At 35.9% G+C, this 14,671-nt stretch carries 10 protein-coding genes; 2 read left to right on the top strand and 8 right to left on the bottom strand.

Annotated elements, in window-relative coordinates:
- Positions 1 to 197 precede the first annotated feature (197 nt).
- Positions 198 to 1,745: a bacillithiol biosynthesis cysteine-adding enzyme BshC gene (bshC, locus tag VB796_RS19475; protein WP_323348259.1), complete on the top strand. Its 1,548-nt coding sequence runs from the start codon at positions 198 to 200 to the stop codon at positions 1,743 to 1,745.
- Positions 1,746 to 1,934: 189 nt separating this feature from the next.
- Here the strand turns inward: bshC and VB796_RS19470 are convergent, their stop codons facing one another.
- From VB796_RS19470 to VB796_RS19435, 8 genes are all read right to left on the bottom strand, one after another.
- Positions 1,935 to 2,402, bottom strand: a complete 468-nt coding sequence (locus VB796_RS19470) for an Lrp/AsnC family transcriptional regulator (protein ID WP_323348258.1) — start codon at positions 2,400 to 2,402, stop codon at positions 1,935 to 1,937.
- A 335-nt stretch (positions 2,403 to 2,737) separates the two neighbouring features.
- Positions 2,738 to 3,028, bottom strand: coding sequence for a TIGR03643 family protein (locus VB796_RS19465; RefSeq protein WP_323348257.1), 291 nt, complete (start codon positions 3,026 to 3,028; stop codon positions 2,738 to 2,740).
- A 95-nt stretch (positions 3,029 to 3,123) separates the two neighbouring features.
- The gene (locus VB796_RS19460) at positions 3,124 to 4,476 is read right to left on the bottom strand and encodes a DNRLRE domain-containing protein (RefSeq protein WP_323348256.1); all 1,353 of its coding nucleotides are present in this window, start codon (positions 4,474 to 4,476) and stop codon (positions 3,124 to 3,126) included.
- Between the two features lie 29 nt (positions 4,477 to 4,505).
- Entirely contained in the window at positions 4,506 to 6,881 is a 2,376-nt protein-coding gene (locus VB796_RS19455; protein ID WP_323348255.1) for a PA14 domain-containing protein, read from the bottom strand.
- 47 nt (positions 6,882 to 6,928) lie between these two features.
- Entirely contained in the window at positions 6,929 to 8,458 is a 1,530-nt protein-coding gene (locus VB796_RS19450) for a DUF1501 domain-containing protein (RefSeq protein ID WP_323348254.1), read from the bottom strand.
- An 89-nt stretch (positions 8,459 to 8,547) separates the two neighbouring features.
- Positions 8,548 to 10,419 (bottom strand): DUF1800 domain-containing protein, encoded by a 1,872-nt coding sequence (locus tag VB796_RS19445; protein WP_323348253.1) that lies wholly within the window; start codon positions 10,417 to 10,419, stop codon positions 8,548 to 8,550.
- 234 nt (positions 10,420 to 10,653) lie between these two features.
- On the bottom strand, positions 10,654 to 11,313 hold the full coding sequence (locus VB796_RS19440) for a hypothetical protein (RefSeq protein ID WP_323348252.1): 660 nt from the start codon (positions 11,311 to 11,313) through the stop codon (positions 10,654 to 10,656).
- The gene (locus VB796_RS19435) at positions 11,300 to 12,679 is read right to left on the bottom strand and encodes an ATP-binding protein (protein WP_323348251.1); all 1,380 of its coding nucleotides are present in this window, start codon (positions 12,677 to 12,679) and stop codon (positions 11,300 to 11,302) included. Before VB796_RS19435 ends, VB796_RS19440 begins: the two co-directional genes overlap by 14 nt.
- A gap of 187 nt (positions 12,680 to 12,866) precedes the next feature.
- On the opposite strand from VB796_RS19435, the gene VB796_RS19430 reads away from it, so the two are divergent.
- Positions 12,867 to 14,528 (top strand): glutamine--tRNA ligase/YqeY domain fusion protein, encoded by a 1,662-nt coding sequence (locus VB796_RS19430; RefSeq protein WP_323348250.1) that lies wholly within the window; start codon positions 12,867 to 12,869, stop codon positions 14,526 to 14,528.
- Positions 14,529 to 14,671 lie beyond the last annotated feature (143 nt).

Here is a 14,671-nt window from a genome sequence, read left to right as displayed (position 1 = left end):
GATTACTCGGGTTCATAGATTTTGAGATTCTACGAAAGGTTAATCCTGAAATCTAAACAATTATAGTTCTGATACGCTAAATGGTGTCCGCTTTTTTAGTCAAGGAACAAACTCCCAAATATATGCGTTAAGAAAAAGTTAAGGGTATAATTTCTTTCGTTCAAAACTAACCGTTCACCCTTCACCATTGAGCTATCATGCAAATTAATCAATTGCCACTTTCGGAAGTAAATCAATTTTCTTCTCTGTTTTTAGACTTTATCCAACAATCATCTAAAGTAAAAGATTTTTATAGCAACTTTCCTGATATTCATGGGTTTAACCGACAAATTGCTACTAAAAAATTAGATGCCGATAAGAGAAGGGTTTTAGTAGAAACCCTCAAAAATCAATATAAAAATCTTCCGAATCAGCCCAATTTTGATATTCTCTTAAACGAAAATACCTTTACCGTAACGACGGGACATCAACTCAATATTTTTACGGGGCCTTTGTACGTAGTCTATAAAATGATTACGACGATTAATTTGGCGAAAAAGCTGAAAAGTTACTTTCCAGATTACGATTTTGTACCTGTGTATTGGATGGCTACGGAAGACCATGATTTTGCAGAAATCAACCATTTTTCATTATTTGGAAAGAATTTAGCTTGGGAAACTGAGCAAACGGGTGCAGTTGGACGTATGAATCCGAAGGAATTGAAAAGTCTTATTTCAGAAATGGCTGAATGCCCAGCGATTTTTAAAAATGCGTATTTGAGTCACGATACTTTAGCGGATGCGGCTCGATGTTATGCTCATGAACTATTTGGTAATCAAGGACTTATTTGTATTGATGCCGACGACCGTGAGCTGAAAAGACAGTTTATTCCTGTTATTAAAAATGATTTATTACAACATACTGCTTTTGAGGTTGTAACAAAAACGACCAAAGAACTCGAAAGTTTAGGGTATAAAACGCAAATTGCCCCAAGAGAAATCAACTTTTTTTACTTGATTGATGGCGTTCGTGAGCGTATCGTGAAAGAAGATAATTCGTATAAAGTTCTCAATACAGATATTCAGTTTTCGGAAGTAGAAATATTAACGTTACTCGAAAACGAACCCGAAAGATTTAGTCCAAACGTAGTGCTTCGTCCTGTTTATCAGGAAGTTATCCTTCCCAACTTAGCTTATATCGGTGGTCCTTCTGAAGTTCCTTATTGGCTTCAACTCAAAGAAATTTTTGATATTCATCAGATTCCATTCCCGATTTTAATGCCTCGTAATTTTGGTTTGGTAGTTAATAAACCATCAGCCAAGAAAATCGAAAAATTAGGACTTTCTGCCAATGATTTATTTTTGGATGAAATCAGCTTGAAAAAGAATTTTGTAGAAAAGAACTCTCAAAATTCACTTAGTCTATCAACTGAAAGTCAGGAGTTTACAGAAGTATTTAATAAGATTTTAGAAAAAGCCATTAAGGTTGATAAAACCTTAGAAGGAGCAGTAAAAGGAGAGCAACAGAAAGTTTTGAATGCTTTAGAAAACCTTGAAAAACGCCTCAAAAAAGCCGAAGAACGCAATCAAGAGACAGAGGTAAATCAATTATTGGGCTTAAAACAAAAACTCTTTCCAAATGGCGTACCACAGGAAAGAGCTGAAAACTTCTTGAACTTCTATCTAAATAATCCAACATTCTTAAATCAAGTTTCCGAAGTTTTTGACCCGCTTGATTTTAGTTTTTATATTATGGTGGAGATTTAAGGACAGTTATCAGTAAACAGTTATCAGTGAAGATTTTACTGATATAGTGTATAAAAAAAAGCCAGTTTAGGAACTAATAATTCCCAAACTGGCTTTTTTTCTGCTAACTGCTAACTGCTAACTGCTAACTGCTAACTGCTAACTGCTAACTGCTAACTGCTAACTGCTAACTGCTAACTGCTAACTGTATCAAGGAATTGGTAATACTTTGCTTTCTTTGAAAGTTGAAAGAATAACCATTGTTTGTGTACCTGCTACTTCTTCAATTTCGTTGATTTTCTCCAACATTAATTTCTGATAAGAGGCAATATCTTTTGCGATTATCTTCAATAAAAAGTCTCCTGAGCCAGTAACGTGGTGACATTCAATGACTTCTGGAATCATATTGATTTGAGAAACGAATGATTCAGTCACTTGCTTTTTATGTCCAATCAAAGTGATAGTTACAAAAGTCGTTACGCCTAAGCCTACTTTATCACGGTTCAACTGTGCGTGGTAGCTTTCTATAATTCCTGAAGTTTCTAATTTTTTTACACGTTCTAATGTCGGAGCGGGCGACAAACCAATTTCTTTTGACAATTGAGCATTGGTAATTTTAGCGTTTTGTTGTAAAATTTCTAATACCTTATGGTCGATTAAGTCTAATTTAATGCTCATTTTATGCAGCGTTTAGAATAATTTGTATAGTGAAGAATTATCAAACTTAGAGAACGAAAAACATTCGACCAATCAGTAATGAATTATCACTAAAAAGTTTATTAATTTTTAAAAAATATGATTATTGATTTATATCAGCGGTGGGATAGGAATATTTGCAAAGCTAATTAGTTTTCTTGAAAAACTCTAAGAAATTTTACAGAAATGCAATATGGAAGAATAATATTTTTATTAAGTGGTAGTTTTTAGCTTAAATTGGTATAAAATTCGGCAAAAACAGAATTATTTTAATATTGCATTTATTCGATAAACAAAATCTTCTTTTGCAAAGACCTCTATTTCCGTTTAGAAATCTTGTTCAACGAAATTTTCTTTTGTAAAGTACATTTAAAACGAGCATCATCTACAACACTTTTTGCACGGTGTTTGGTGGCACGTCCTTGTACTCTTGCACGCCACATTCGCCATGAAGATGCTTTCATTTCACGTCGCATTAGTTCAATAACTTCTTGTTCTTTTAGCCCAAACTGGGCAAGAATGGCATCAAAAGGGGTGCGGTCTTCCCATGCCATTTCTACAATGCGGTCAATATCTTGGTCGGTTAATTCGGGTGTTGCTAATTTCATTTTTCGTCAATAAAAAAGTCGTAACATTTGCTACGATTTCTTGATAACTATTGGTGCGGGGATTATGTTTTGATAAATATTTTCTGAGATTAGACTCAATTATTCAAACAACCCGAAATTTGCCCTTGAAATTTTGCTCCTTGCTCTATTAAAGTGTTTGGATTGAGTTGGATAAATGACTCAGAAGTGAATTTTGAGAATGAAGTTGAGGTCATGTTTCCAGTCAATTGTAAACTTCCTGATGTAGAATAGGAGGCATCAACGATGTTGCCTGATAGTGAGATATTGGGCGGACAAAGTATATTTTTGTAAGTCGGGGTTTGTCTTTGCGTTACGAAAGAAGTGGAATTCGTGGCTTTCCCAGAAGAATAAATATTGTTTCCATTTAGAGAATATGTTAAGGTATCAGCCGAAATAGTTGGTAGAAAATTATTGGTATTATCCCAAACTTGAGCCGTTACTGCCGCTGAACTTCGTTGATGAGTTGCCGAACCGTATTGGACATAATCTTTCATTTCGGCTGTGCTTGGATTTCCGTTAAAAAGTGCCAATTCTCCATTGTTTCCCCCAATTCCTGCCCAATTGATAACCACATATTTAGCAGAATCTAAGGTTAAACTTCCATTCAAAACCGTCAAATTTGCTAAAGAAATGGAGGTATTTCCATTGGCAATCCAATAATTATTTAAGTTGATTGAAGGGTTTGAAGGATTATAAAGTTCAATCCATTTTTTCTGCGGATTTACTTCATTTATCAATACTTTGTCAACTGTGGGTAAAGTAAATACAACGACCAAAGCAGGTTTGGGATAAAATGTTTCTTCACGAGAGGAAAACTTCATTGCCGAACCACTAAGATTTTCGTTTCCTTTGAGAATCCACCCAAAATTATTATTTGGACTTGCTATCCAATCAAGTACATCCGTTATCATATTTGAGCTGCTCCAAGTGCCAAATTGCAGGGGAAACATCGCAAAAGTTACGTTGGAAGTAGCAGAAGCAGTAGTTTCAAAATCACCTCCAGCATTTGTCCACGAACTTGAATTATAAAAATTATTTCCCCACGTAGCATCATTTGTGGTTGCGGCAGCTCCTTGTCCACTTCCTGCGGAGGTACCTTCTCCCCAATTTTTGGTTAGTCTGTGCAATGAGAAACTATGCGGAATGGTGGTATTTCCTGAAGATTGTAAAATCGGCATTTTTAGGCTAATTCGTTGAATTTGAGCATTATTTGGCAAGCCTGTAAAGTCAAATTTCAATAAAGCCCGTCTCATTAATGAGGTTAAAGTCCTTCCTGCAAAAAGATTATTACCAGCTCCATTACTCAAATTTGAGCTTTCTGAATAGATGGAATTATCTTTTACAGGGGAAAAAGTCATCGAATCTAATTGTGCATGACAAGCGATTGACGATAAGGTAAATATTAAAATGTAAAAGAAATACTTCATAAGTTCTATCAACGGAAGAGTTGTAATCTTTAATTATCGACAACTAAACTTTCTCTCAAAATCTCTTTATCAGCTTTTAATTCTACCCAATATTGTCCTTTGGCTAATTTATTAATGGGTAAAAATTTTATTTGTGTTCCTAAATTTTGGTAATAATCGTCAATAATAGTGGCGATTATTTGCTCATTTGCATTCTTAATCGTTAATACCACTTGAGCGGGTTTATTGAGTCTGAAAATTATCTTTTTTGTTTTATTATTCAAGGTATCTTTTGCCGAAAATTCGGTGGCAGTCGAGTCCATTTCTTTGTTTGAATCTAACTTGTTTTGCACAAAAGCCGTTTGTAAACAATTGGCAATGTCAGCCGAAAAAACGGTGCTATCTCGGGTGTCAAAACCTGGTAAAAGAACAATGTCGTTACCCGCCGTGAACGAGACATTCTTTGGTTTTGGGACAAGACTACTTGCCTTTATTTCTTTTACGGCTTGATACGATGCTTCAGAAAGGGTGAGGTTTTCCAATTTCAAAGTATCCGTTGCACAGTTGATATTTACGCCTTTACAATTACAACTGGCATCAAATTGGTCGTGTTTTGTGAGTGGGTCTTGGTCGTCGCAAGCGGTTCCATTTGCACTACATAATGAGGCATCAAAGGTGATTTTACTGAAACCCGCACAGGTATTTCCCCAAGTATCAATGGCTGAAATGAGGACGTAGCGGGCTTTTACATCATTAAGATTGGGGCCAGCAAAACCCGAATAATCTGATGTTCCAGGTGCTTGTTGCCATAAATAACTTGTGCCGAGAGCGTGCCATGTTATTCCATCTTCCGAATAATCTACTGTTACATTTTTAAAGCCCTTATTGGTTTCGTTGGCTACATTATAGTTCCAAACTCGTGTACCTTGAAATTTGTAAACATCGCCAAAATCGTATTTTATCCATTTGGTAAGTGTTGTCCTTGCGGTATTTGGGTTTGGACTGGTATCGCACGAAACCCAAGAACCTTCGGCATTATTAAGGAGATTTTTGGTAGCGGCACAACTTTCATACGATTGGTAACTGACTGATAAATCGTCGCAATCTGTACCAACACAGGGCGTACCAACGCATTGGCAGTTGTTATTAAATTGGTCGTTTTTAGTGTATGGATTTCCGTCGTTACATGGTGTTCCTTGTGCAATACACGAAATTTCACAATTATAATCGTACAGATAAAAATTGGGAACACGTTTCCACTCTCTACTTTCATAAAAAGGTGTTTTCCAGAAAAGATTAAAGTGGTCACGCCAGCCGTTTTCTTTGTGCCTAAATTCGTAATAATAATACTTCCCTTTTTCTAAATAAAGCGGTGCAATAGTTTGAAAACTTGAAATATTGTGTTCATTTTCATCTACGCCATAAATTACAATGGCTTGGTGGTATTGTTTGTATTGAACAGAATCGTTTTTGCTCAAGAAAAAATAGGTTTGATTATCTCCAGTGATATTAAATTCATACATTCCCGACATGGGAACGGTCAAATATCCTTGAACTAATGTTCCGTAATTTTCTTTTGTGTAAGGTACTAAAGGCCCATAAGCACCAAGCAGACTTTCTTTTCTATCGGGAACAAGAGGGAATTTAGGAGCATTTACTAAGTCAGGTTCAACGTAACTTCCTACGATATTGTCGTAATAATATGCTTCGGTCAAACCCTTTGTTCCAACGCAAGTATTGGTAGTTGGGTACGTGCCAACGCAGTTACAAAAGCCATCTTGTTGGTCGTTGGTTGTCAGCGAATTTCCATCATTACAAGGTGTTCCTCTTACGGCACAGTTTTGTCCGCAAACATATTCTTTGAGATAGTTATAATCTATCACGAGCCACGTAGTATCAGGATTTGCCGTTTTTCGCCAAAAAAGGGTCATGTGGTCACTCCATCCAGATTCATAATTATACATTTCAAAGTAATAATTTTGCCCAGCCGTTAACGTTATCGCTGCCGTCGTTTGGTTGGCTTCTTTATTATGTTCGTCAGTTCCAGAGTAGGTTTTTACTTCTGCTTTTTTGCGTTTATTGGCAGGATTATCGTCGGTACTTAAATAAAATGCCACACGGTCATCGCCTGTGATATTAAACTTGTAAGTGGCGGTTTGAGGCACATAAATATATCCTCTAATCATAGAAGCATAATTATCGGCAAAATTTTGGGGCATTCTCAACGAACCTAACAGTTGTGTTCCATTGGGGTGTGTCGGAAAATTCTCTAAAGACGATAAATCTAAACTATCAGGATAAGAAGAAAAGTTTAGCCAATAACTCCATTTTACCTGCCCAGGCGTACCCACGCAACTGCTTTGCGAATAGAGCCAATTTTGGGTTAAGAGTAAAATGAATACTATGTAAAATATTTTTATTTTCATTTTTTCAATAAATTTTCAATCACTAATTCACTCAATCACAAATAAGCTCAATACGTTAAACAATCTTGTGGTAAATTTTCATTTGAAATGGTTGTGCCATTAAAATTCATAAAGCCAACAGGATAATTATTAGCTGAATAACTATAAAAATTTCCAAGATTTGGCAAAACATAACATAAATCATAAGGGCTGATTCCGTACCAAAGGGCTAATTCTGCATAAAATTCATCAGTTGAAATGGATGGAATAAAATTGCCTCTGAAAGATACATTTTGCTGATTGGAGGCACTCAAAACATCCATTTTGGGATATGCTCCATAAATTTTGCCCCCATTGACTGCTCCACCCATCACCATCGTATTGCCTCCCCAAGCGTGGTCTGCACCGCCACCGTTGGACGTAATCGTTCTGGCAAAATCCGAAATAGTGAAAGTGGTTACTTTATCAGAAATTCCCAATTCTACCGTTGCATCATAAAAACTTTTCAGTGCTTGACTGACTACTGAAAGTCGGCTATCTAAGCCCGAAATCAAATCACTGTGCATATCCCAACCGCCAAAATCAATAAAGAAAATTTGCCTTTTAGCTCCTAAGAAATTACGAACACTCATAATTTTGGTAATTGCTGAAAGGTCGTTTGACAGTTGGTTATCCGCAAATGTTGTGGTTAGAGTGGGCACTTTTTGCAAAGCATCTTTAAAAACTCCGAATGATGCCATTGAGTTTTTAGTGGTGGTAGAATAGGTTTTTTGTAACAAATTAGAATATGTTTTTGAAACCAAACTATCAATGGTATTATTTCGTGTTTGAGTCAATAAACCTGAGTTTCCCCACCAAGTTGGTACACTCTCAAATCCTATATTGTTGGCATTTACATCATTACTGATGGCATATTCTGAAATATTTTGCCCTCGTTGGAATATGTTTTTCCCTGCTAAAGAAATATTCATCGATACCTCTTGATGAGTGTTTGCTGCATTTAATAAGTCGGCAAGCCTTCCTCCAAAACCCAAAGCATCACGAGTTTGAGGTACAGAGGTTTGCCATTGCATCGACTGGTCTGAATGTGAATAAAGCCCGACAGGTAATTTTTTTAGACCACTTTGAAATTGTGTATAATTGGCGATTGGTTCTACCAAAGTGCCAATATTACCCATAAAGGCAAGATTTCCGTTATTGAATAAAGTTCTCGTTCCCGTCATCGTTGGGTGTACTCCAAAAGAATTATAAGAACATGGAATCCCTCTAAAACTGCTGCATTGTGGATTATTCAGTGATAATAAACCACCACTTGCCCCAACATTGGGAATGGCAAGGTCCGTTCTTACAGCTCTATATTCGTTATAGCCATTGTCGCCGCCACTTGTTGTACCTGTTGGTACTAACATATTATAAGAATCTACGCCACCCGAAAGCAAAATACAAACAATTGCTTTATAGTCGCTTGGCGGTGCTGATTTTACCAAACCAGAACCTAAAGCTCCATTTAAACTTGTTAAATTGGCTAAGGTACTCAGCAATGTGGTAGTTCCCATTGCGGCACAACTGGTTTGTTTTATAAAATTTCGTCTGTTCATATATTCAATTGTGATTTGGTGATTTAGTGAGTTGTGAATTACTGGAACTAATATTCACTAATTCACAACTCACTAAATCACCATTAAAATTATCTGTTTATCAAATAATCAGGAGATATCATTATTAAAAAAATTGCCATTCTAATTCTTCTATAAACATCTTCGGAGTAAGGTCGTCCGTAGTAATCATAAGTATATGGCATACTAATAATGGCTTTTCGGATTATTTCAATATTCTCTTTAGAAATAGCTCCGTGTGCCAATATGAGATTATATTTATCCAACAATTGCGGGATTTTTTCATTGACTGCCAAGGTTGAATCTGACAATAAATCAAACCTTGCGTCTTGGTCAGGTTTATATGTTTCATTACTAAAAAGCCCCCAAAATTCTACGGGGTCATCATTGACAAGCCAACTATTCAAGGCATTTACGTATGCAGTAAGTGTTTGAGAATTAAGTAATTGAAATTCTGGAGCGTATTTTTTGGCAGTTTTTAAGTCGCCATCGGGAGAATAATCAGGTTGAAAAAAGTTGAAAACCGTTGGCGAATACAAAGGAATTTGTTCAATTCTATTATAAAGTGTATACATCGTATTTCGATAAACTCCTCCTTGTGTTGTCAGTTTCAAGCCACGCATCAGATTCATATAACGCACAAAAGGCTCACGTAACATTCCTGCATAATTACTGTTGCTATCAGCGTTACAATCGCAGGCTTCTTGGTCTAATAAAATTGCCCTGACGACCGCCTTCAAATCTCCTCGAACTCCAGCACCATTATTATTAAAAACAGTCGCAACTCGTTGAATATAAGCAGGGGAAGGATTAGAAGAAACCAAACGTTGTATCAATCTTCGAGCCATGAAAGGTCCAACATTGGGATGATTAAAAATAATATTTAACGCATCTTGAATATCCTGTTCACCTTGCACCACAGGACGATTAGGAATGGTACTGCCCAAAAATGTTTTAGAGCCAGGTTCATGACCGTTGTAGATTCTTGGTTGCCACCAACCTTGATAATATTCTAAGGAATCAAGTGGGAAAAACTTCATTCGTTGGGTATAACTCCATTTGTCTTTTTGATAATGTCCCAAATATGGTCTATCTCCCCAACCCAAACCTGTAAAAACTTTTGCCAATGCAGTAATATCGGTGTTGGTATAAGTAGGAATAGATTTATTATTGGCATCTTTCATTTCTGAACCGTCCAAATTGAGTTTGTACAAGCCAATAGAAAATAGCTGCATAATTTCACGAGCATAATTTTCATCGGGATAAATTTGTTTGGTGGTATTTGTAGCGTGATTATTTAGAAATGTCAAATACGAACCCATGGCAGGATGATAAGTAATTTTATCTAAAATGGTTCGATAATTTCCAAAAGCCTCATTCAACAAAATATCATAATAGTTGGCTAAACCATAAGGCTGACCGTCAAGATTGGAAACACGTGAAATAACAAAAATTTCACTTAGTGCTAAGGCTGTTCGCCACCGTAATACATCAGGGGCAGTCATACTTCCTTGAAACCAAGACGCATCAAAGTGCCAATTTTGTACACCTGTATTGTCGAGCGTATATCCACCCGCAGGATTATCTCGAAGCATTGAATCAACCATCAATTGGTGGAGGCTTCTCAGATAGTTTTCTATACTAAAAGAGTTTGATAAATTAAGCTGATTGTCAATCCATTGCTCTTTTCCTAAAGTGGCAACACTTTGAATATCAGACATTTTTGCTCCAAGAGTTGCGTGTGAAAGAAACCGAGATGCTGAGTTATAATTGGGTAAATATCCAGAACTCTGTAACGTTTTAGTTCCATCTATGCTTTGAGAGGAAGACGAAACCGTTACATTTTTAACATTTCCAAGCCCAAAAGTGACCGTTTGTTGTCCGTGAATGTTAAAATTTAAGCTAAAAAGAGTGATGAAAAAAACGGTAAGTTTTAGTTTCATAAATATTTGAACACGTTTTATTAACCGATATATTAGTACCGATTTCAGTAAAATTATCTTGTTTAATATACTTTGGGCTAAAATCAGAAAATGTGAGTAGAAGTAATTGTTAAGAAGCTGTGATGAAGAATAAAGTCGCTCTGACAAATTTACCAAAAGACTAAGATAAAAACATACCGTTCACTCAACGGTTTTGAAAATAAATGATTTTTTTGGGATAAAGAATATTGAAAACTATGATGAAGCTAAAATTTCTCTTTTACAGAATTCAAAAGCAGTTGGAAACTGTATGATATTGATATTCTCCCAAGTATTTATCAGATTTAATATCGCACGAATTTTATACTCTAAATAATCCTCTCGAACCGTTCTTACAGGCTCATGATTAACACCCAAAGTAAATAGCATCTCATTAATTTGCTCTTGAACAGCCTCCTCTAAATCGGTATTGGCAATAAAAATATGTCTTTGAGAGTCGTATTCTAAAAGCTCAAATTCATTATAATTAGGATGGTCAAATTTTAAAATATTGTTAACAGGTTTGGTGCGTTTTATTTTGGTATTGACATCTGTATCAGCCATGAAAAAGTTATCCCAAAGCCATCCTTTTGTTTTCTTTTGGGTAGAATCAAAATGTTCCAATTGTCCTTTTACTGACCAATTTTGAGGTTTTTGATAAATACCATCTTTCCAATTTTGACCATCATAAAACGTTGAAATACAAAGTAATTGTTCAGTATAGGCACATAAACCTTGTTGGCAATGAAAGAGATTCATCACAACATCGTAGTAGAATTTATTTTTAGAAGAATTGTATTCGGGATGTTCGCTTAAAGATTCTTCCCAATTTTTATAAGCCGTAGATAGAATAGTGGTTTTGTCAATTTTTCTCATTAGTTATTCGGGTAGTCCAGCCTGTTAATTTTGATAGTTTTAGGTATTCTTGCCAAAGCTTCTCTCTTTCTTCGGGTGTGATATTGTTCTTTTTTAATTTGCTTTCTAAAGTTGCCAATTTCATCAAAGCCTTCACTCGTTTTTCATTACCTTCTGAATCTAAATCAAAAACTCTTTGCAAAATATCATCCCAACGCAAATACTGTGGATTTATCGTGTAATTATCCACGTGGCGTTCTCCTTCGTAATAAAGTTCTTGAAAGACTGTTCCTGTTTTCGGGTTAAATTTTAATTCCACAATCTCCCAAGGCTCAAAAGAAGAGGCAATTATGGGTGAATGTGTGGCATAAAAAAACTGGCAGTCCGTTGTCAAAGAGGTATAAATATCAACGATTTCTTTTTGAATGTCTGGGTATAATGAGCGTTCGGGTTCGTCGAAAAATATCGCCGTTCTATTTGGTTTTAAGGTATAAAGTGGGAGCATTGAAAGAAAAACTTGACGTGTTCCTGTACTCTGAAAATCATAAGGAACTTCTTGACCATCAAGTGTTTCTATCTTAATGGTTTTAACATCTTCAATTCTTTCAAAATCTAATCTTGTTCTTACTCTTAGGTTAAATTTATTCAGAACTCTGTCTAAAACTTTATCCGCTAAATCTTGTAATGGATTAGGATTATTTTGTTCCCACTCTTGGTATTTTTTTGCAGCCTCTAAAATTTCTTCTGATTTGAAGCCTGTTTTATTGGTAATCTGTGAAATAGCAAGACTTTTCTGGATTTGGGTTTCTCGGTATTCAGTAATTTTATGATTTATGTTGTACCAAGTTATTTCAAACCCTAAACTTCCGAAATCTATAAAATTGAGTTCTATTATATTATCTATAAGATATTCTGTTAGGGCACTCTGATTTGGTTGTATATTATTCGTAAAATTAACGGGATAATATATGGAAACCACTTTTGTTGAAGGAAGGTAATTTTGGATAACCTTTTGAATGTTATGTCGTTTCAACTTAATGTCAGTTTCTATTTCACTTCGAGTTAGAATAACATCAAAAGTTTTTTCTTCTGTTGCACTAAAAAACATTTCCTGCTCAGTATGAGGAGTAATAAAGATGATACGTGAACCAATTTCATCCTGACTTACTTCTAAAAGCTGCTCGTCATTGTATCCAAATAAAAAGAATGCTCTAATAAATTTTTGAATGAACTCCAACAAACTCGTCTTCCCTGTCCCACTTTGTCCAATAAAGCAAACCTTATCCAAAGGTTGTCCCGCTTTTTCGTGTCCTTGGGGATAAGTCAAGTCTAATTTGAAATCTTCAAACTGATGGTATTTTTTGATATATAATTCCTTTACTTTCATTGTATCATCAACTGTTTCTACAAAGTAAATCAAAAAACAAGATAAAACCACTCGCACAGCAAAGCCCATTCCCCAAAAATTCCGTAATTTAGTAGTCCTTATAAAATAAATTTATCGAATCAAGCATATAGAGTTACAACAAACATCGAAATGTGAACCGTGCAACGGTCGCATCGAATATTGAAATATGGAAGAAGAAAAAAAATCACTGAATTTCCTTGAACAAATTGTAGAAGAAGATTTAGCCTCTGGCAAACATGAAGGACGTGTCCTTACTCGTTTCCCTCCTGAACCAAATGGTTATTTACACATTGGTCATGCCAAATCTATCTGTTTGAATTTTGGTTTGGCAGCTAAATATGGCGGACAAACTAACCTCCGTTTTGACGATACCAATCCCGAAAAAGAGGAAACTGAATACGTAGAATCTATCAAAGCGGACGTAAAATGGTTGGGTTTTGAGTGGACTAATAATCAAGAACTGTACGCCTCTGACTATTTTGAAACGCTTTATCAATTTGCGGTAGAGCTTATCAAAAAAGGTTTAGCGTATGTGGACGACCAACCCGCTGACATGATTGCAGCACAAAAAGGAAATCCAAATTTTGCAGGAGAAGATAGTCCATATCGTTATCGTCCGATTGCCGAAAATATTGATTTATTTGCTCGTATGCGTGCAGGAGAATTTCCAGATGGAGCGAAAGTATTACGGGCAAAAATCGACATGGCTCACCCAAATATGCACATGCGTGACCCATTGATGTATCGTATCAAACACGCTCATCACCACCGCACGGGCGATGCTTGGTGCATTTATCCGATGTACGACTTTGCTCATGGACAGTCAGATTCTCATGAAGAAATCACACATTCAATTTGTACATTAGAGTTTGACGTTCACCGTCCTTTATACGATTGGTTTATTGAAAAACTCAATATATTCCCTTCTCAACAATATGAATTTGCTCGTTTGAACTTGACAAATACTGTCATGAGTAAACGTAGATTGTTGCAATTAGTGCAAGAAGGTTTGGTTTCGGGTTGGGACGACCCACGAATGCCAACGATTTCGGGGTTACGTCGTCGTGGTTTTACGCCTGCTTCGGTACGTAATTTTTGTGAAAAAATTGGTGTTGGGAAGCGTGAAAATTTAATTGACGTAAGTGTTTTAGATTTCTGCGTAAGGGAAGACTTGAACAAGTCTGCTACTCGTGTTATGGCGGTGCTTGACCCTTTGAAAGTGATTATTACTAACTATCCAGAAGGGCAATCAGAAGAAGTATCCATCGAAAATAATCCAGAAAATATTGAAGCTGGCAGTCGTTTAGTACCATTCAGTCGTGAAATTTATATTGAACGTGACGACTTTATGGAAGAACCGATGAAGAAGTTTTTCCGTTTAGGACCAGGATTAATGGTTCGTTTGAAGGGAGCATACATCATCAAATGCGATGATTTTGTGAAAGACGAATTCGGAAATATTACAGAATTACATTGTAGCTATATCGAAAATAGTCGCTCTGGAGGTGATGCTTCTGGCGTAAGTGTTAAGGGTGTAATTCACTGGGTTTCAGTGCCTCATGCACACAAAGCAGAAGTTCGTTTGTATGACAGATTATTGATTTTAGAAGATGCTTCACAAGTTGGAGATGACTTCAAAAAATTCCTTAATCCTGATTCTTTGACGGTACTTTCTGAAGTTTTTATTGAGCCAAGTTTGAAAGATGCTAAAATCGGAACAAACTATCAGTTTATGCGTAAAGGATATTTCTGTTTAGATACCGACTCAACGCCTGAAAATTTGGTATTTAATCGTACCGTAGGTTTGAAAGATAGCTTTAAAAAATAGTTTAGTAGCACAGACTTTAGTCTGTAAATTTTGTAACACAGACTTCAGTACAGTGTTTAATAAGTTATCTGGATAATTTTCATCCTAAAATGTTTGATTGGAGAACTTCCCGAAAGTTTTAGAACTTTCGGGAAGTTGAAATA

It is taken from the genome of Arcicella sp. LKC2W (genome assembly GCF_034931005.1).
GTDB lineage: Bacteria > Bacteroidota > Bacteroidia > Cytophagales > Spirosomataceae > Arcicella.
Note: the sequence above shows the minus strand (reverse complement) of the source record. Positions and strands in the feature narration are given on the sequence as shown.

Bases quoted from the DNA above. Each gene is read 5' to 3' on its own strand.
- VB796_RS19450 (WP_323348254.1), bottom strand. From the start codon at position 8,458: ATGAACAGACGAAATTTTATAAAACAAACCAGTTGTGCCGCAATGGGA.
- VB796_RS19440 (WP_323348252.1), bottom strand. From the start codon at position 11,313: ATGAGAAAAATTGACAAAACCACTATTCTATCTACGGCTTATAAAAAT.
- bshC (WP_323348259.1), top strand. From the start codon at position 198: ATGCAAATTAATCAATTGCCACTTTCGGAAGTAAATCAATTTTCTTCT.
- VB796_RS19430 (WP_323348250.1), top strand. From the start codon at position 12,867: ATGGAAGAAGAAAAAAAATCACTGAATTTCCTTGAACAAATTGTAGAA.
- VB796_RS19465 (WP_323348257.1), bottom strand. From the start codon at position 3,028: ATGAAATTAGCAACACCCGAATTAACCGACCAAGATATTGACCGCATT.
- VB796_RS19435 (WP_323348251.1), bottom strand. From the start codon at position 12,679: ATGAAAGTAAAGGAATTATATATCAAAAAATACCATCAGTTTGAAGAT.
- VB796_RS19455 (WP_323348255.1), bottom strand. From the start codon at position 6,881: ATGAAAATAAAAATATTTTACATAGTATTCATTTTACTCTTAACCCAA.
- VB796_RS19445 (WP_323348253.1), bottom strand. From the start codon at position 10,419: ATGAAACTAAAACTTACCGTTTTTTTCATCACTCTTTTTAGCTTAAAT.
- VB796_RS19470 (WP_323348258.1), bottom strand. From the start codon at position 2,402: ATGAGCATTAAATTAGACTTAATCGACCATAAGGTATTAGAAATTTTA.
- VB796_RS19460 (WP_323348256.1), bottom strand. From the start codon at position 4,476: ATGAAGTATTTCTTTTACATTTTAATATTTACCTTATCGTCAATCGCT.